The 18,630-nt window shown below is 59.9% G+C and carries 9 protein-coding genes; 7 read left to right on the plus strand and 2 right to left on the minus strand.

The features are described 5' to 3' along the window. Positions 1-116: 116 nt before the first annotated feature. The 3 genes from NQZ67_RS13245 (at position 117) to NQZ67_RS13255 (ending at position 3,833) form a co-directional block, all read left to right on the plus strand. The gene (locus NQZ67_RS13245; RefSeq protein WP_257446354.1) at positions 117-2,345 is read left to right on the plus strand and encodes a right-handed parallel beta-helix repeat-containing protein; all 2,229 of its coding nucleotides are present in this window, start codon (positions 117-119) and stop codon (positions 2,343-2,345) included. 62 nt (positions 2,346-2,407) lie between these two features. Beyond that, positions 2,408-2,761: a hypothetical protein gene (locus NQZ67_RS13250; protein WP_257446247.1), complete on the plus strand. Its 354-nt coding sequence runs from the start codon at positions 2,408-2,410 to the stop codon at positions 2,759-2,761. Positions 2,762-2,897: 136 nt separating this feature from the next. Next, complete coding sequence (locus NQZ67_RS13255) at positions 2,898-3,833, plus strand: VanW family protein (RefSeq protein ID WP_257446249.1); 936 nt, start codon at positions 2,898-2,900, stop codon at positions 3,831-3,833. Between the two features lie 85 nt (positions 3,834-3,918). Here the strand turns inward: NQZ67_RS13255 and NQZ67_RS13260 are convergent, their stop codons facing one another. After that, positions 3,919-9,717 carry an S-layer homology domain-containing protein gene (locus tag NQZ67_RS13260; protein ID WP_257446251.1) on the minus strand — a complete coding sequence of 1,933 codons (5,799 nt, stop codon included), beginning with the start codon at positions 9,715-9,717 and terminating at the stop codon, positions 3,919-3,921. 377 nt (positions 9,718-10,094) lie between these two features. Between NQZ67_RS13260 and NQZ67_RS13265 the strand changes: the two genes are divergently transcribed. Next, positions 10,095-10,643, plus strand: a complete 549-nt coding sequence (locus NQZ67_RS13265) for a hypothetical protein (protein ID WP_257446254.1) — start codon at positions 10,095-10,097, stop codon at positions 10,641-10,643. 80 nt (positions 10,644-10,723) lie between these two features. Then, complete coding sequence (locus tag NQZ67_RS13270) at positions 10,724-11,458, plus strand: SIR2 family NAD-dependent protein deacylase (RefSeq protein ID WP_257446258.1); 735 nt, start codon at positions 10,724-10,726, stop codon at positions 11,456-11,458. 44 nt (positions 11,459-11,502) lie between these two features. On the opposite strand, the gene map is transcribed toward NQZ67_RS13270, so the two are convergent. After that, positions 11,503-12,246: a type I methionyl aminopeptidase gene (map, locus tag NQZ67_RS13275; protein WP_257446268.1), complete on the minus strand. Its 744-nt coding sequence runs from the start codon at positions 12,244-12,246 to the stop codon at positions 11,503-11,505. Between the two features lie 153 nt (positions 12,247-12,399). Between map and NQZ67_RS13280 the strand changes: the two genes are divergently transcribed. Together NQZ67_RS13280 and NQZ67_RS13285 are read left to right on the plus strand one after the other, a co-directional pair. Beyond that, positions 12,400-15,312 carry a PD-(D/E)XK nuclease family protein gene (locus NQZ67_RS13280; protein ID WP_257446271.1) on the plus strand — a complete coding sequence of 971 codons (2,913 nt, stop codon included), beginning with the start codon at positions 12,400-12,402 and terminating at the stop codon, positions 15,310-15,312. Continuing rightward, positions 15,305-18,601 carry a UvrD-helicase domain-containing protein gene (locus NQZ67_RS13285; RefSeq protein WP_257446274.1) on the plus strand — a complete coding sequence of 1,099 codons (3,297 nt, stop codon included), beginning with the start codon at positions 15,305-15,307 and terminating at the stop codon, positions 18,599-18,601. The genes NQZ67_RS13280 and NQZ67_RS13285 overlap by 8 nt, the downstream gene beginning before the upstream one ends. Positions 18,602-18,630 lie beyond the last annotated feature (29 nt).

Raw genomic sequence — 18,630 nt, forward strand, 5'->3', positions numbered from 1 at the left:
AAAAATAGGCAAATGGACGTTCTTTATACAGAACTACAAGAATGGTATAGTGAATAGGAACATGTTTCCATATGCATATGGATGATGCGAGGAGGATATTGAAGACAGTGAAATGGATGATCTGGTGCTTACTAATCGGCATGCAGCTATCCCTTGCGCAGCTGCCGTTGCGCGCGGCAGCCGACATAGGGACCTCTTTCCAGGCGAAAGGCTCGGCGATGGCAGAGAACCATGCGGGGTCCGTTCAATCCGAGAGCGAGAAGACGGATGAAGGGAAGCTTCCGACGGGGGCTGATGCAGAACGTTATCAGGAGACGCCCCATGTCATTGATTTGAAGAAATGGGGCATCAGCAACGAGGGTAAGGATTCCGTCAAGACAACCAAAGGCATTAACGCGGCGTTGAAGTGGGCGCACAAAAACGGCATTACCGCCGTGACGCTGCCGGCCGGCACTTATTTGATCGATAAGAACAGCCGAATTAACATGGTAGGAAACATGCTGTTCGAGCTGACGAACGATGTCATCCTGCAGAAGGAGAAGAACGGGAAGGAGCTGTACCATCTTCTCTATATCGGCCTTGGCGCGGACAACGTGACCATACGCGGCGGGGTGTACATAGGCGATAGGGATGCGCACGATTACAGCAAAAAAGATCATAAGTATTCGTCCGGCACGCATGAAGGCGGCTATGGCATTGCGGTAGAAGGCGCCGATTCGGTTACGATCGAAGGCGTGAAGTCCACCCATTTTACGGGCGACGGGCTCATCCTCGGCGGTTACGGAACGATGGTGCTGGATCTGTACGAGAACAGCTTTGTCTCCGGAGAGTACAACGAGAAGGGCAAACCGGCGGCGAACAAGGAGAAGATTCGGACGGTGAAGCCATTGCGCTTCGATCATGCTATCTTTAAGACCAAACGTTATTTCGAGCTGTCTAACCCGATCAAGCTTCCGGGCGTGTTCGACGTGTTCTTCTTCGATAAATCCGGCAAGCTGCTGAAGACGATGAGCGGCGTGAAGACGCGCGACCAAATCGCGATACCGGACGGTACAGACTACGCCCACCTGGAATTCACGAAGAAGGATACCAAGGGCGCGTATATCGAATTCTGGAACCGGGTCGTCAGCACGAACGTGGTGGTTCGGGACTCGGAGTTCGCTTATAATCGCAGGCAGGGCATTACCGTCGGCGGGGCGGACCGCGTCCTGATCGAGGATAACGTCCTTCATCATATGAAAGGAACGATGCCGCAAGCGGGTATCGACGTCGAAGGCGGCTTCCATGTGAACGGTTATTTCAACAGCAACGTGACGATCCAGAACAATCGCTTCCATGATAACGCTTCTTACGATGTTGTTCTCTTCGACGGCAAGGACGCCGTCGTACGCGGGAATCATCTGGCCTCCAAGGGCGCGATCGGACTTGCGGTATCCGAGCCTTTCACAGGAGCTGTAGTCGAAAACAATCTATTCGAGAATTCCCGAATATTTGCGTACCATGACGTAACGCTGAGGGATAATAAGCTCGTAAGCTCCTATACCACGTTGACGGGCCCCAGAATCAAGATCGAGGGCATGGAGCTCATTAATTCCACGCTCGGCATATCGGCCAGCGAACCTTTCGGCGTCGAAGCGTCCGACGTCACGATCACGAGCACGGACAAAAAATCGGAAGCCGGCTTGTCCCTCTGGGGCAAGCGCATCAAGCTGAACAACATTACGATCTCCGGTGAGTCGAAGCTACGGACCGTAACCGGAGGGATCGAGCCGGGCAGCATCATCAACGGGCTTAAGGTAACCAATTTCAATTCGACGTACGGTCTCTCCTTGCCACCGGCAACCTATAACGATTGCGAATTCGCAGGCGCGGAAGGCGCATACTACGGCTCGATCGGAGTCAGCGCGGCCGGCAAATACGTGTTCGACGGGTGTACCTTCAAGATCAGCCGGACGGCAGCAACCGGAATTGCGGCCGAAAATCCGAAGCTGGAGCTCACCGTCAAAAATTCGAGCTTCGAGATACTTGGCAATGCCAGCGCGATAAGCGTGCAGGCCGCCAAGGACGTGCTGCTCGAGAACAATACGATCGTCGCGAGCCAATTAACGAACGAGAAGACGGAGCTCATACGGCTCAATGATTATTGGAAGCGGGACGAAAAAAACGATATTATGAAGGCTGTCATCCGCGGCAATACGATTACGGCGAATCTTGCCGCGATCGGCATCTCCACGATTCACGCGGGGAAAGGCGCACCGCCCTATACCGTCGAGGACAACACGCTAGTGAAAGCTAAGCTGGCGTTAAAGTCGAACGACGCGCAGAAAAACAATGTTTTAAAATAGCGTGATGGTCTTATCTTAACCCTTCTTCTGCCTGCATATATATGGGAAAGAAGAGGAGCGTGATGGGATTGAATCGCGAAGTAAAGCGATATTTCGACCTCAAGAGCAAGCAGAAGGAGATCGAGCAGGAGCTGACGGAGCTGCGCCGCGATATTCTGGCCTATTGCGAGGAGCAAGGCGTCAGCGAAACGACGATCGGATCGTATCAGGTCAAGCTGGTCAAGCAGGAGCGCAAGGAATACGACGACGCGAAGCTGTACGAGGCGCTGCCCGACCCGCAGGTTTGGCGCTTGTTATCCAAGCCGGACTTGTCGCGCATCGCCAGCTTGGTGAAGCTGAGGGTTATTACCGAGGAGCAGCTGAGGGACACGTACGCCGTGAAGGAAGTGACGCTGCTGCAGGTTGACAAAAAATAAGGCGGGCAGCCGCTGGCGATCCGCGAATAGTTGAAGCCTTTCCCGAGAGGGAAGGTTTCTTTTTTTTGCGGGCATGAACAACCGGTGGAATTCGCATACTAATTTGGTTAATACCTAATCGGGAGTTGGACAGCAGATGGGCTTTAATGGATGGTTTGCCGTATTGCTTGCGATGATGCAGTGGACGATTCCAGGGCCGAACGCAACAATTACGTCGAATGGAGCAGCGGTCGCCGAAGAGGTGGCGAGAGAATCGTATTGGGCGTCGATACCGGGGTTCCCGCTTGTGGATGACGAGAAGCTGGACAAGCTGATGGCAAGTGTCGCGGCTAAGGTGGAGACGAAGCCGATTAACGCGTCGCTTGACGCGTCGGGAAGAATCGTGCCGGAGCGAAGGGGGACGAAGCTGGAACGCACGGCGTTCAAAAAACGGTTTTACGGCTATATGCTGGAAGGGGAGCCGACACGGATCGAAGTGCCGCTGCGAAGCGTGTATCCGAGAGTCGACAGCGAAATCCTATCGGCGATCAAGGTGAGGTACATCGGCCAATACGTGACCTATTTCAATAGCCGCAACGCGAACCGGTCCGCGAATATCGGATTGGCGGCGAAGGCGCTCAACAATCAAGTCGTGTTCCCCGGCGAGAGATTCTCGTTCAATCAGTCGGTCGGCAAACGGACCAAAGAGAAAGGGTACCAGCGCGCGCCGGTCATCGTGCGCGGCGAGCTGTACGAGGATATTGGGGGAGGCATCTGCCAAGTGTCCTCCACGTTGTTCAACGCGGCCGACCGCGCGGGGCTGAAGATCGTCGAGCGTTACTCCCACAGCCGCAGCGTGCGTTACGTTCCTCCTGGACGCGACGCGACGGTCAGCTGGTACGGACCGGACTTCGTGTTCGAGAATCCGTACGACCAGCCGATTCTCATTCGGGCCTTCGTCAGCCCGGGCGCCGTGCAGATCGTCATTTGCTCCTCGGAGCATCTCGAGCTCAGGCCGCGCGAGGTACCGGGAGCGTCGAAGGTGCTGCCGGAGGAGGTCCGGGTTAACGAACGGGACGTGATCGCGGAGTGATCGCAAGAAAAGGGCTGTCCGGGTCGTCTTACCGACGATGGACAGCCCTTCTAATTGAGGCGAGACTAGTCTCGTTTCGCTGCTATTAGATGAGCTTGGCGATCTCCAGGAAGCGGATGAGCAGCGCCGCGGCCTCCGCGCGCGTCGCGTTGCGCTGCGGGAGCAGGTAGCCGTCGGCCGTGCCCTTCATCAAGCCGATCGATAAGGCGGCGGCTAGTTCTTCGTTCGCCCATACGATGTCATGGGCGTCCCGGAACTGCTCTTCCTGCGCCTTAGTGAGGCTATCGCCGATGTCGTTCTCAGCTCCGGCGAAGGCAAGGGCCCGCATGAGCATCGCGGCTGCTTCTTCGCGCCGAATGAACGCTTCCGGCTTGAAGACGCGGTCTTCGTAGCCGAAGATAAGGCCGGCTTGCTCCGCGGCCGCGATATCCTTCGCGTACCAGGCGTCCTTCGGCACATCGCGGAAGCCGCTGCCGTCCTCGGCCGAAGAAAGACCCAGAGCGCGAACGAGCATCGTCGCGAATTCGGCGCGAGTCACTTGATCCTCTGGAGCGAATGCGGATTCGTCTTTGCCGAGCACCAAACCTTTGTTGGCGGCAAGGGCCACTTCATCCTGCGCCCAATGGCCGGCCATGTCGTCGAAGCGGCGGTCATATGCCGCAAGCATATAAATGCTGTTGCCGTTCCGCTTAAGCCGGGCGATGGTTCCCGTCTTGTCCATGGACTCGGCAAACGCGGCCGGAACGAAATGCAGCATGCCCGTCTCCGGCATATATTGCAGAGCCGTCAATTGCCGGCCGTCTACAGACGAATCGGCTTTCATTTCTCTAACCGCATAGCGGGCGCCGAACGGAACCGGCCATACCCCGCCTTGCGCGTCCGTCAGCTCCGCCTCGAATTCCAGAATGTCGCTGACCAGCGTGCCTCCTGATTGAGCCAGAGCGGCAAGCGCGTCATCGAGCAGCCGTCCTTCCAGCTTCTTCATGGTGAAGCGTACCGTTAGGTCGTGAGGTGAGCGGCCGGTCAGCTTCTCCCAGTCCTTCGGATTCCAGAGGGCGGCAGGGAAGCGGTATACGGCGAGCTCGTTGGAGATGACGAGCATGCTCTCTTCCGTGCGGCTGTTTTCCGGCCATGCCCCTGCATCAACCTCGAACGTATGCCCCGTAAAACGAACTTCAACCTGTTCGTTCGACGCAAAAGCTTGGCGGATGAGAGCCGAGCAATCCGATCCTGCATCGGCATGAATCACGCCGCTGCCCGGTTGCGGTTGTTCGCAGCCGTTATCCGGCGATCCCTCGTTCCCGCTTACGCCTCCCGGGCTTCCCGGCGAGCCGGAGCTTTTGACCTCGATGCTGATCGGCGCCGAATAAAGGTCGTACGCGTGATTTCCTTCGAGCTGCGTCGTATACCGGAGCATGAGGTGCGCGGTGCCCGCGAACTTGGCCGTCAGCTCGCCGCCTGCCGTATCGAACAGCTCCTGGCCATCCAGCCAGACGAGATCCGGCGCGACTTCGTGCTTATGACGACTGTAGGTTTCCGCGACCGCTTTCAGCGTCAGCTTGTCGCCGGACTTCACGGAATAGCTCTCCTGCTGCGCTTCGAGAGCGACGTTCCAATCCTCGGAATAATACGCGTAGTCCGTCGTGATGCCGAACGCTCCGCGCAGGAAGAAGCTCGTGTAATCCGCGAGTCCGTTGATCGTCCAAGGCGAAATAATGATTCCGCGATGCTTGGAAGCCTCCATATATTGCTGGCCCATGCCGATAAATCCGGCATTATACGTGGCGTTCAGCTGCTGCGTCGCGCGGAGCGTGTCGCGCAGCGCCTTGCCGACATTGACGTCCGTCTCGGAGCCGCTACCGACCAGCAAGCCGACGGGCATGCCGGGCATTTGCTCGGCGAACAGCCTGAGCTGGGAGGCGTTGAAGGACATGACGTTGATCATGTCTTCGGCATCTTGCTCGCGGATGACCCGTACCAAGGCGTCAACCGCTTTCGGATTGCCCGTCTTGATCTCCGCGTACAGCATAATGCCTTTCTCCCGCGCCAGCTCGATCTGCTCCTCCAGCGTCGGCACGCGAACGAGCGGGAAGCCGTTCGGATACGGTTTGTTCGCGTTGAGCTGCTTAATTTCCTCCAGCGTGAAGCTTTCGACGCTGCCGGTTCCGTTCGTCGTGTTCTGCAGTACGGCATCGTGGATAATAACCAGATGGCCGTCCACGGTGACGTACATATCGTTCTCGATAAAGTCGGCGCCGCTCTCATAGGCGAGCAGGTTGCTCTCGATCGTGTTCTCGGGAGACTTCGACGGCATGCCGCGATGGCCGATGATATATGGCTCGCGAATGAGCGTTATCGCATGATTATAGACGCGAAGCGCTTCGAACGCGGTCTCCGGCGAGTCGGTCACGATGCCGTTCGTGCCGGTCGCGATGAGGCGGTGCTTCGATAGCGAGGAGTCCGAGCGGCTGGCATCCTCCTTGCTCCAGACGACGATCGTGCGCTGCTGCAAGTACGCGGCGTTCTCTTCCGAGGCAGCCGCTTCCGGCAAAATCGCGATTTTGGAGCCGCTGCTAGTCGTCTCGCGGCGAATATCCAGCAGCTCGCCGCCCGTTCCGGCAGCATGGCTGAAATCCAGGATGCCGCGAAGCATCGGCATAATGGTTCTCGCCCGCTTAATGAGAGCTCCGTCGGCAGACACGACAAAGGCGTCCTCCAAGCCGTTCGTCTTCGCGTACATGGCGACCGCATCCGCCGCGCTCTCCGATGTCACATAGAAGGCAGGGATTATGCGGCCTTCGAGCTGCTCAACCACGTCGGAGACATTCGCCAGAATAGCCGTGCCGGCCGGGTTCGTCACGCGGAGGGCATCGTCCACATGCAGAATGACCGTTGCCGGCGTCTCGGGCTTCGAGAGAGACTCCAGCTGCGCTGCATCGCTGATTTCCATGACGACGGTCGGTCCCATCGCGATCTTCGTTTCCGGCTCGTATACGTCCGCGAACCGGTCGGCGGGAAGCGGAGGGAGCGGCTCCTGCTGCAGCGTCACGCGCAGATTATCGACTTTCATGCTGCTGCCGTTTGCTTGCAATCCAATCCCGCCTTTCAAGTAGGCACCGGCCGAGTCGGTGTCTACAATTTTGGAATCGTTGATCCATTCCTGCACGCGGTTGCCGCGGGCGACTACGGTGTAACGGTACATGGTGCCGGAATCGAGCTTCTCGCCGAACGGCCCCTTGTCGATGACGGACCAGCCGTTCGACGTATTGCGTTCCGCGAATTCGACGCCGTTCGCCGCCGACGCGTCTTGGCGCACGGCCATTTGATAATAGGGATAATTGCCGTTCTGAATCCGGAACATGAGGGAATGCCACCGCGTCGGCTCGTTCGCGGCCAGGTGCGTGATATCCGCCTCGATTCTGTAATCGCCGAACAGGCTCAAATAATCGGGCAGCAGCACGCGCGACGGGTTATCCGGCGACGCGGACGCCTGCAATTCGAACGCGCCGTTCCGCGCGGCGGCCTTGGAAGGCGTTGCTCCTTCGATACGCGACCAGCCGTCCGGCATCGTGCCGTCCGGAAGAAGGTCGAAATTGTTCTCATACAGGACATAGCCGGACTCTTCGGCCGACTTAGCCACAATGAGCATCGATATCGTCACGCCGTCGATCTCTCCGGTTATCCGGTGAACGCCTCCTTCCAGCACGTTTATGCTGCCTTCGGAGAGCTCAAGCTTATCTTCGGACGAGCTCCATCGGACGGCGTCGCCTTTCACGGTGCCGTTCGTGAAATCGCTGAACGACGCCGCGAAGCTCAGCTCGCCGAGCGCCAGCGGCGAGCCGACGGTCGCGAGGACATATCCCGTATCATGCTCCAGGGAGACGACCTTCGCGCCAGTCGCCGAAGCTTTGACCGTCACGGGCGCGCTGACCTCGAGGTTCGCGTATACCGCCGTGACGACGGCGCCGCCTTCGCGGACGGGGAACAGCTCGCCGCCCACGACTTTGAGCACGTTCTCGTCCGAGGAATACAGCTTCAATCTTCCCGCGGTTACGTTCTCCGTCACCCCGTCGGAGAAGGTGACTTGAGCGGCCGGGACGATAGGACCGCTCAGCGCCTCCATTTCGGCGGGGATGCCGAGCTCCATGGCTGCGGCCGTCAGCCGCGTCACCTTCAAGTTATCGAACGACACGCTGCTCTGGTCCGCTTGGAACCCGACTTTGCCGCGCTTCAGCAGGTCGCTGTCGAACGACCGGTCCACAAGCAGCGAGAAGTCCGCGTCATTGGCATGTTTGATATACTCCTTGACGTTGTTATCGAAGACGCGAACCTTCATCGTATAGGTTTCGTTCAAGGCGAGGGGCTTCCATGGACCGGAGGCCATAACGGACCAAGCGTTGTCCGGCTTCCGGTAAGCCACCTCGTAGGTTCCGTTCTGGCGGATCGCCATCTGATTATAGGGATGCTTGCCCTCTGCCGTCCCGCGGAACATCAGGGATGCCCATCTGGCCGCGTTCAGCACGCTATGGAATTGGACATCCGCTTCCACGACGTAATGGTCCCATTGGACGGGAGCCGTTACGCGGGATTGCTTGCCGGACGCATTGCCGTCGAAGGCCATGCGGCCGCCGCTGACGGCGAATGGCGGGCTTCCCGCGCCCGTGTCAGAGATCCATCCGGCCGGAAGCGAGCCGTCCGGCACGCCGTCGAAGCTCTCCTCGAGCAGCACGGGATTGCTCGGACCCTGTACGACGTCGGAGTCGCTGAGCGTCAGCGTACCGTACCCGCTCGTATCGTTCCAGAACGAAGCGGATTGGTAGGCGCTCCAATACGAGGTGCGCTGCTCGGCGGTATCGCTGCCGTAACGGTCGGTGACGCTGACCTCCAGCCCGAGCTCCTTGGACAATCGCGGATCGAACGCCAGAAGCTCCCAAGAGATGGCGGCTTCTAGCTCCCAGCCCGTGTCCGTCTTGTGGATCGCGCGCAGGATGTCTTTGTCGTCCTTGCCCGCGTGTCCGGATAGTGCGGCGCCGAAGCTGAAAGCCGGCGTCCTGGAATCATCGCGGTAGACGAAGCCCGCCTGCAGGTCGGAGCCGGAGAACGGAGCCGAGCGGTGCAGGGTCGGATCGACGAACAGGTTCATATTGTCCTGCTCGAACCAGTAGCCCGGCATGTCTTGCAGCGGGGTGGAATCCTCGGCACGGACGCCGATATACAAATATTGGTGGTCCCACAGCACGCCGAATGCGCCCTGCGGCGAATTCGCTTCCTCTTCGCCAGCGGTCAATGAACGGGATAGCGGCTGATCGATGCTCCAATTTGTATCTTCGAGGGCGCCGTCAATGACGGGAGCGCCATCTGTCCTGCGTACGGTGAGCGATGGACGCTCCGCGGCCGCCGCGGCGGCAAGCTCGGAATTCTCGTCAGTAGCCGGGTCTTCTGGCTGCTCCTCCGGCAACTCCGAAGGCTGAGGCTCATCAGTCGGGGAAGGCGTCTCTGATGCCTGCCCGGGCGCATCCGTCTGCTCGGGAAGCTCGGATGGTCCCGGCTGCTCGGTTTGCTCGGGAAGCTCGGACGGTCCCGGCTGTCCGGTCTGCTCGGGAAGCTCGGACGGTCCCGGCTGCTCCGACTGCTCAGGTTGCTTCGAAGCGTCCGGCTGTCCGGATGGTTGCTGCTCTTCCGATTCCGGCGCCGAATCCGATGACGGTGTTCCCGCATTTGCGTCGGGGGAGTCTTCGTCTTCCCCGGCGGTTTCGGCGGGCGCGGCTGCGTCTTCCGCCGGAATGGCCGCCGGCGCGCCGGCGAACGCGTGGATGGGGATAACTCCCCATAATAAGGCGGCGCACAGTATGGCGGGCAGCAGCTTTGAGGCTCGGTACATCATCTACTCCATCCTCTCGATTTTGTTTTTAAGCAGAAGGCCAAGGAACGCCAAATAACCCTTTTACGGATCGGACACCGGCCGCTCGCATGGGGACTGCGGCAGCTTCCGATTCATAAAAGGGTTTTCTCCTGTTCTCGTACCCTTGCTATGGAGAGCGTTTCGCTCATTACCACTGTAAGCGGATAATGTTAGCGGCAGATTCGGGAGGGATAAATGTACTGTAAATGACTACCGCTTGCTTCATTATTCCTTAATGTGTCGCGGAACGGGCTTTCTCGAAGCTTTGACAATTTCCGAGAGTAAACGATATAATTCTTTATAAAGAACAAATTAACGAGGTTATTGTGCGAATTAGAGAACAGTCTGGGAGTGATAGATTGATCGTTCAAGTGTCCACCGAAAAAGAAAAAGCGCTGTTCGACAGCATTTGGATGAAGGTGTGGGACGAAAAGGGCTTCGAGCACGAGCATGCCGACGGCGACTGTTTCCTCTTCTACGCGGATGGCAAGGCCGCCGGCACGGTACAGTTCGTTCCTTATAGGAATGAAGACGGAGGCGATTGGCAGCGTGTCCTGAATCCCGACGCGGCGGATCGGCTGCGGCGATATCCGGGGCAGGTCTTCATGATCGACAAATTCGCAATCGTCAAAGCCTATCGCTCATCCAGCTTGCTCGACATGCTGATGTTCAGCTTGTTCGAATACGCGGAGAAGGGGAATCAGCTGTACGCCATTGCCCTGCTGGATCCGCTGTTGTACCGGCTGATCCGGTTCCAGTACCATTTCAAGGTCGAAAAAATCGGGGCGCGCGCGATGTACAAAGGGGCGGAGGTCATTCCGATTCTGATGGACAGCCGCTATTTTCTGAGCAGGAAAGCGGAGTTCGGCTGGTACCGAGAGACGGCCGCGGCGCTGAGCCGCTATTAAAACGTTCGTTCTGCCGAGTAAGCCTCGTTCTTCCATTCCAACGCATTTGGTATAATGGCGGAAAGAGGAGGGATATTCGAATGAACGAAAACGCGCTGAAGGAGCTGGCGCAAAAGCTCCATCTTGCTAACGGGGCCGTCGCGGTGCTAACCGGAGCGGGGATGAGCATGGAGTCGGGCTTGCCGGACTTTCGATCGAAGGACGGCTGGTGGAGAGGCATCGATCCGATGACGGTTGCAACAGCGGATGCGCTGGAGAGGAATTACGAGCTGTTCCGCGAATTTTATCGGTTCCGAATCGAGACGGCGGAGCGTTACGCCCCGCATGAAGGCCATCGTATATTAGCGGACTGGGAGAGAGGCGGAACCATTCGAGGCATCGCCACGCAAAATGTGGACGGATTCCACGCGATGGCAGGCAGCCGGAGCATCGCCGAGCTGCACGGCTCGATACGGACGGCTCGCTGTCAGCGGTGCGGACAAGAAGCGACGACGGCAAGCTTCGTCGGCGGACAGAGCTGCGCCGGCTGCCAGGGTAAGCTGAGGCCGAATGTCGTGTTGTTCGGAGAGCCGTTGCCGGAGCGGGCCTGGAATCAGGCGCTGGCCTGGATTCGCGAAGCCGAGCTTGTGCTCGTCATCGGAACGAGCCTTCAGGTCGCCCCGGCGAACCAGCTCCCGAGGCTGACGTCCGGCTGCAAGGCGTATATCGGACTGGAGCCGGCGGATGGGAGCTACGGCTTCGACATCAGCATTCAAGGCAAGGCGGGAGAAACGCTGGCTGCGCTCGACGCGCTTGCAAGAGAGCTCGCGCCTTAAGCGCGTGTTCAAAAAGTCCAGTTTTCAGCACCTGAACGAATTCTTTAAGCGACGGTGACGATGATCGGTTTATCCTTCGTAATGATGATCGTATGCTCGTATTGAACGGCCATGCTTCCCCGCGGGAGCCGGAGCGACCAGCCGTCGCGCTGCTCATCCGCATAGTCGGCGCCCGTCGAGAAGAACGGCTCGACCGTGATGACCATGCCTTCCCGCAAGACGCGGCGGTCACGCTTGTCGTAGTAAGGAAGAATATTCGGCTCCTCGTGAATGGCTCTGCCTACGCCATGGCTGCATAAATTCCGGATGACGCGGTAGCCGCCCCGTTTCGCCTCGAGCTCCATTTGCCTTCCGATTTCGTTCAGCTTCGTGCCGTCGCGGAGCGAATCGATAATGTTCAGCATCGCCTGATGCGTGTACCTGCACAGTTCCGTTACGGTTTCGTCATATGGCGGCAGCTGGAAGGAGCTTCCCGAATCCGCGATGTATCCGTTTTTGGCCGCGCAGACGTCGATATTCAGGAGATCTCCTTCTTGCAGCTTATACATGCCGGGTATGCCATGGGCGATGCTGCGGCCTACGCTGATGCAGGAGTGGCCGGGAAAATGAAAATCCCGTTTCGGGGCGGATACCGCGCCGAAGCTCTCCAGCACCGATCCCCCGTACTCATCCAGCTCTCTTGTCGTCATGCCGGCCTCGGCGTACGCCTTCATCTTCTCAATGGTTACCGCCACGATTTTTCCGATTTCCTTCAAGCCTTCGATATCGGCTACTGATCCGATCGTCATTCCGCAACAATCCTTCCGTTATTCGTTATCCCACCATTTTACAGGTTTCAGCTCCTATTCGCCACCGCCAGACGGCCGGACCAAGCAAGTCTATCAACCCGACAAATGGGGAATAATTGATAGAAAAGAAAGCTAGAAGCCAGGAGGGGTGGCATGGGCGGGTCAATCGAACAATTATACCGCATGCTTCGGGAGGAGCCGCTGAGGCGGAAGATGCTCCTTACGGTCAGCTACGCGCAAGGGCATTTGTGGATGGAGCATATGTGCCGCAGGTTCGGCGACGTGCCGAATGCTTATGCGACGACGCTGGAGGCGTGGGTGCTCGAAAGGCTGAAGCTGCAGCTCGCGCGGGCGGGGAAGCGTTACCTAACTTCTTCCGAGTCCAGATGGGTTGTCTACAAGCTGATGGTTGACCTGCAGCAGAAGGAACGGGAGGGCTTCTTGGCCAAGCTTACCTTGACTCCCGGTCTGGCGGACGCGTTCCACCGGGCGCTGCTTGAGCTTCGAGCTTGCGGGCTGACCGCGGAGCTGCTTGAGCCGGAGAGATTCGAACAGCCGGCGAAGGGGGAACTGGTGAGGAAGCTTCTGGCAAGCTACGAGCAATGGCTGACGGAGCATCGCCGAATCGATTGGGGCGGCCTGGCATTCCGTTTGGAAGACCTTCGCCCAAGCGCTGACGAAGCGATGCTGCTCGTAGACCCGGAGGTTCTTCGCACGTCCGCCGACAGAGCGCTGCTTGAGAGAGTGTCCGGAGGATGCTTCAGACTGCTTGAGCCGGAAGGTTCATTCCTTGACTCCGAGTCGTTTCCCTATGCCAGACTGAAGCTGTTCCGCGCCGCCGGCGCTCTTGCGGAGGGCAGGGAAATGATACGGCGTATCGTATCGGACGGGATATCGTTCGACCAAGTCGAGATTATCGCTTCCGGCGCCGCGCAAGCATCCGCGCTTATGACGATCGGCGCATCGCAAGGCATTCCGATGACGTTCGAGGAAGGACGGTCTCTGCGGGCCACGCGCGTAGGCAAGGCTGCGCTGTGCATCCTCGACTGGCTGCAATCCGATTACGCGATAGCCCCGATAGCGTCGGGGCTGAGGCAGGACGTTATCCGGTTCGACGGCGCTCCGGATACGCCCCGCGTTTCCTCAAGCGTATACGTTCGGGAGCTGCAAGGAGCCGGGGTCGGCTGGGGAAGCTCCCGTTACGCCCTGCTCGTCAGGCTTGCGGAGGAAGCCGCGGCCGAGGGACGGAGCGAGGAGAAAGTCCAGGCGCTGCGTACGCTGCACCGAACGTTCGAAGGCTGGCTGGGACTGTTCGACGGGAACGCCTTGCATTCCCCCCAATCGATATTGGAGGCGCTGATCCGCATTCTCGGGCGTCACGCGGTCATTGCCGATGAACGGGATGCGGAGGCGCTTGCCCGAATGCGTTCCTTGCTCGGAACGATTAACGCGGCAGGCAGCCTCCCGCTTGGCGGGGAGCTAAGCTTGCGCTGCGTTCGGGAAGCGCTGGAAGGAATGAGAGCGGGCTCGGTGCCGATCCCGAAGCCGGGCATGATTCATGTCTCTTCACTCGCCGCGGGCGGGATGACGGGACGACCGCATACGTTCATCGCCGGCATGGACGAGAGGAGCTGGTCGTCCGCGAGCCGTCAGGATTCCGTCTTGCAGGATGAAGAGCGGCTTCGCATTCATCCGGAGCTGCCGCTCGGCAAGACCGCCGCGGAACGTCTTGCCGATGCGAGAAACCGGCGGCTCGGCATGATTCGCGGAACCGTCACCGCGAGCTTTTCTTCTTACGATATGGCGGAGCAGAAGGAGCGGATGCCGGCTTACGAGCTGCTTCAGCTGTTCCGGAGGAAGACCGGGGCGGCCGCCGCCGACTATGAGCAGCTGATGGAAGCGATGGGCAGCATGCGGACTTATACGCAGGCAGGCCCGGGAACCGAACTGGATCGATCGGAGCTATGGATGCGCGCGCTGCGCGGCGGGGAACAAGCCCTCCTCCGAGGAGGAATGGCGCTGCTTGGGGCATATCCGCATCTCGCGAAGGGGGCGGAAGCGATGTCGGCCAGGTCGGGCGAGCTTGCGTCGCCCTTTGACGGCATCGTCGAGACGAAGCTCCACCGGATGAAGCTGGGCGGTGACGCCGGCCCTGCCGTTAGCGCCAGCATGCTGGAGCGTTACGGGCGCTGTCCGCTTCGGTTCTTCTTCCAATATCAGCTGGGCGTCGAGCCCGAAGAGGAGGCGGTATTCGACCGGACGCGCTGGCTCGATGCGAGTCGGCGGGGGAGCTTGCTGCATGGCATCTTCCACCGCTATTTGAACGGAATCATCGCCGGGGATACAGGAAAGGCGGGCACAAGCAGCCTGGAAGTCTTGTTCAAGATCGCGGAAGACGAGGTCCGGCGTTACGCGGAGGAGGTGCCGGCGCCCAGCGAGCCGGTATTCCGCAAGGAACGCGCCGGCATTCTAGGCGATGTGCGGATCTTCTTCGACAACGAGCGGACAAGGAGCACGAGACCCGTCCTCACCGAGCTTCGGCTGCACGGCTCCAGCCCGCTGAACGTCGTGCTCGGAGATGGATGGACGCTGCCGATCAAGGGCTTCGTGGATCGGGTCGACGAAGTCGCCCCGCACCGCTACAAAATCTACGATTATAAAACGGGCAGCCCGGGGAGGTACGGAGGTGGCGCCTGCTTCTCAGGCGGAGCCCTGCTGCAGCTGCCGTTGTACGGCTTGGCCGTCGAGCAGTGGATGAAGGAGACGGGATATGATCCCGACGCGGAGGTTGTGGAATCTTCCTATCTGTTCCCGACGGAGAAGGGGATGGGCGAGGAAGTAAGCCGGCCCCAGAATCGGAGGGCGGAGCTGGCGGAGCTGCTTCATGCGGCAACCTCAGCCATTAGGGAGGGGGTATTCCCGCCGACGTCCGACGCGAAGCAATGCGACCGGTGCGAGTACAGCCCGGCATGCGGACAGCAAGCGAAGTCATTCGCGGTCAAGCGGGAGTCGGAACGCAACGCGGAGAGGCTGCGTTGGCTGATGGAGGTGAGCCGGCATGATTGACGATACGGAAGCGCTGCTTAGGGATGAAGAGGCGCGCAGACGGATCCTTACGGATCTCGATACGACCTTCCTTGTTGAAGCGGGCGCCGGCTCCGGCAAAACAACGTCCATCGTCGGCCGCATGCTCGCCGTCATTATGGAAGGCAAAGCGGAGGCCAGGCAGATGGCGGCGATCACGTTCACGAACAAGGCGGCCGGCGAGCTGCTCGGCCGATTCCGCATTAAGCTGGAATCGGCTGCCGCGGACGCGGCGACGGCCGAGGAGCGGGCTGTCTGGGAGCGGGCGCTGCACCAGCTTCCGGAATGCTTTGTCGGCACGATCCATGCGTTCTGCGGCCGGCTTCTGAGAGAGAGACCGCTCGAAGCGGGACTGGACCCGGCGTTCCGCGAGATCGACGAGCTCGAGGATCGGGAGCTTCGCGAACGCAATTGGGATCGCTACTTGGCCGAGCTGGAGCGGAGCGGCGATACCGAGCGGCTCGGCGAATTGATTGCGATGCAGGTCGACGTCGACGATCTGAGAGCGGTCTATCATCGCGTGTCGCAGTATGAGGACGTCGAGATCCGCATGACGGAAACGGAGAGGCCCGATTTCGCATGGATCCGGGATACGCTTGTTCCGATGATTACGGAAGCCGGCGCTTACTTGCCGACCTTCGAGCCGGAGAAGGGATGGGATCCGCTGCAGACCGCCATCCGCCAAGCCCGAAGGCATCTGGAAGTCCGGGACATGGAGGACGAGATGAATATTTTGCGGCTCGCGAGGCTGTTCGACCGAAGCCTGACCGTGACGCAGAACCGCTGGACGGATAAAGCGAAAGCCAAGGCATGGTGCGAAGCCTTCCAGTCTTGGCGGGGCTCCGCGCTCGAGCCGTTCCTGAAGAGCTGGAGGGAATATATCCATCCGAAAGCGGTGGCGTTCGTGCTGCCGGCCGTCCGGCTCGGCCGGGAGAGCCGGATCGCCGAGGGCAAGCTGAACTTTCAGGACCTGCTGCTGCGGGCGGCGGAGCTGCTGCGCTCGGACGCGGGGGTTCGGGATTATTTTGCCAGGCGGTTCCGGGTATTGTTCGTCGACGAATTCCAGGATACGGATCCGGCGCAGGCCGAGATGATGCTGCTGCTCACCGGCAGGGATGCGCGAGAAAGCGATTGGCGAAGGTCGGTACCGAGACCGGGCTCCTTGTTCGTGGTCGGCGACCCGAAGCAGTCCATCTACCGCTTCCGCAGAGCGGACATCTCGACCTATAATTTCGTCAAAACGCGGATCGCCGCCAGCGGAGACGTCATTGGCCTAACGCGCAACTTCCGTTCGGTCCACGCGATCGGGGATTATGTAAACGTTGCCTTCGCGGCCAAATTCACGGAGCCGGGCGGTCAGTCGGATTATCAGGCGGCCTTCGTGCGCATGCTGACCCAGCTTCCGAACCCGCCGGAGGACCGCGCGCTTCACGGCGTATTTACGATGACCGTGCCGAAGCAGGATTACGACCGGCAGCTGGACATCGCTTGTTGCGACGCGGAGAGGACGGCGGCGTTCATCGCTTGGGCTTGCCAAGGCAACCTGAACGTAATGGACAAGGACGGCAGAGGGAAGCCTGTCCTGAGGCCCGCCGAACCGGGCGACTTCCTCGTTCTTGTCAAATATCGCAAGTATATCGCGCTCTACGCGGAGCTGCTGGAGCAATACGGATTGCCCTCCGATACGTCGGGCAGCGAAGCCATGACGGAGGAGCTGCGCGCGGTTCGCCTGCTGGCGCAGTCCCTGAATAACCGGGCGGATCCGATCGCTCTGCTGGCTGTCCTCCGGGGCATGCTGTTCGGGATCAGCGACGACGAGCTGTATCATTACCGGCGGGAAGGCGGAGCCGTAAGCCTGGACTCCATCGCGCGTTCGGATGAGCTGTCGGACAAAGGCCGGCGGGTAGAGGAAGCGATTCAAACGCTGCGGCGTTACGCGGAATGGACGGCGGAGCTGCCCGCGCTTGCCGCGTTCGCGCGAATTGTGGACGATATGGGATTGCTCGCGGCCTCGGCGGGAGCCGGGAGCGGCGGCGCCATTCGGTGCGGTACGCTCGTCAAGCTGCTGGAGCTGCTGCAGCAGGACGCGGACGCCGCGGTAGATTGGACGGCCATGACGAAGCGGCTGAACCGATTAACGGACGAGGAAAGCATGGAGTCGGCCAGCCTCTTCTCCGGGAGCGGAGCCGCGGTGCGCGTCATGAATCTGCACAAGGCCAAAGGGCTGGAGGCGCCGGTCGTTCTGCTGGCCTGCCCTTGCGGGTGCGTGGAGCACGATGCCTCGGAGCACGTGGATCGAATGGCCGAGCCGCCGCAAGGCTATTTCACGATCGAGAAGCGGAAGGACAGCTATACGACCGAGGTGATCGCCCAGCCGGCCGGATGGGAGGAGCGCGCCGAGGAGGAGCGCTTGTTCATGCGCGCCGAGACGGATCGCCTGCTGTACGTGGCCGCGACCCGGGCGAAGCAGCTGCTGATCGTGAGCCGGTATCCATCCCGCCCGGCTATCGATCCGTGGAGCCCGCTCGCCGGCTCGTTGGAGCGATATTCGGAGCTGTACGTTCCGAATGCGCGGCCTCTCGAAGCGGAGGAGCTGCGGCAGATGCCGCCCGTCGCGCAATGGGAGGAGACGCGGACTTTAATCATGGAGAGAGCGATACGTCCGTCGTACCGTCTCGCCAGCGTGACCGGACTGGCGAAGGCCAGCGGCGGCGAAGAGGAAGCGCGGCGTTTGTTCGACGAAGGGGGCGTTCCTTCAGCCCTTGAGGAGGCCGGCGGCACCGCGTACGGCACGCTGGTCCATCGCTGCCTGCAGGCGCTCGGCGAAGGGATGGACGACGGCGATCTGCCGTTGTTCACCCGGCTGGCCGCGCAAGAAGCAGGCCTGGATGAGCGATGGGCGGAGAAAGCCGAGGAAGCGGTACGCCTTACGGTCGCGTCCGAGCTGTGGCGGCGCGTGATGAGAGCGAAGCGGCGCTGCTTCGAATATACGTTCTTGGCTGCGCGAAGCGTTCCAGCGCCCGAGTCGGGTGCGGCGGAGACGCTGCTGCTGCACGGCGTGATCGACCTGGCGTTCGAGGAAGACGACGGCTGGGTCATCGCGGACTTCAAGACGGATCGGTACGGCACTGCGCCGGAGGAGTCCGGACTTGCGGCACGCTATAAACCGCAGCTTGCGGCTTATGCGGAAGAATGGGAGCGGATGAACGGCGGAGCGGTTAAGGAAACGGGGCTCTATTTCGTCCATTCGCACAAGTACAGGATGTTGTAGAGGTTGTTCAAAAAGTCCACTTTTGTCAC

Source organism: Paenibacillus soyae (assembly GCF_024623455.1).
Lineage (GTDB): Bacteria > Bacillota > Bacilli > Paenibacillales > Paenibacillaceae > Pristimantibacillus > Pristimantibacillus soyae.

Bases quoted from the DNA above. Each gene is read 5' to 3' on its own strand.
- NQZ67_RS13245 (WP_257446354.1), top strand. From the start codon at position 117: ATGATCTGGTGCTTACTAATCGGCATGCAGCTATCCCTTGCGCAGCTG.
- NQZ67_RS13250 (WP_257446247.1), top strand. From the start codon at position 2,408: ATGGGATTGAATCGCGAAGTAAAGCGATATTTCGACCTCAAGAGCAAG.
- NQZ67_RS13255 (WP_257446249.1), top strand. From the start codon at position 2,898: ATGGGCTTTAATGGATGGTTTGCCGTATTGCTTGCGATGATGCAGTGG.
- NQZ67_RS13260 (WP_257446251.1), bottom strand. From the start codon at position 9,717: ATGATGTACCGAGCCTCAAAGCTGCTGCCCGCCATACTGTGCGCCGCC.
- NQZ67_RS13270 (WP_257446258.1), top strand. From the start codon at position 10,724: ATGAACGAAAACGCGCTGAAGGAGCTGGCGCAAAAGCTCCATCTTGCT.
- map (WP_257446268.1), bottom strand. From the start codon at position 12,246: ATGACGATCGGATCAGTAGCCGATATCGAAGGCTTGAAGGAAATCGGA.
- NQZ67_RS13280 (WP_257446271.1), top strand. From the start codon at position 12,400: ATGGGCGGGTCAATCGAACAATTATACCGCATGCTTCGGGAGGAGCCG.
- NQZ67_RS13285 (WP_257446274.1), top strand. From the start codon at position 15,305: ATGATTGACGATACGGAAGCGCTGCTTAGGGATGAAGAGGCGCGCAGA.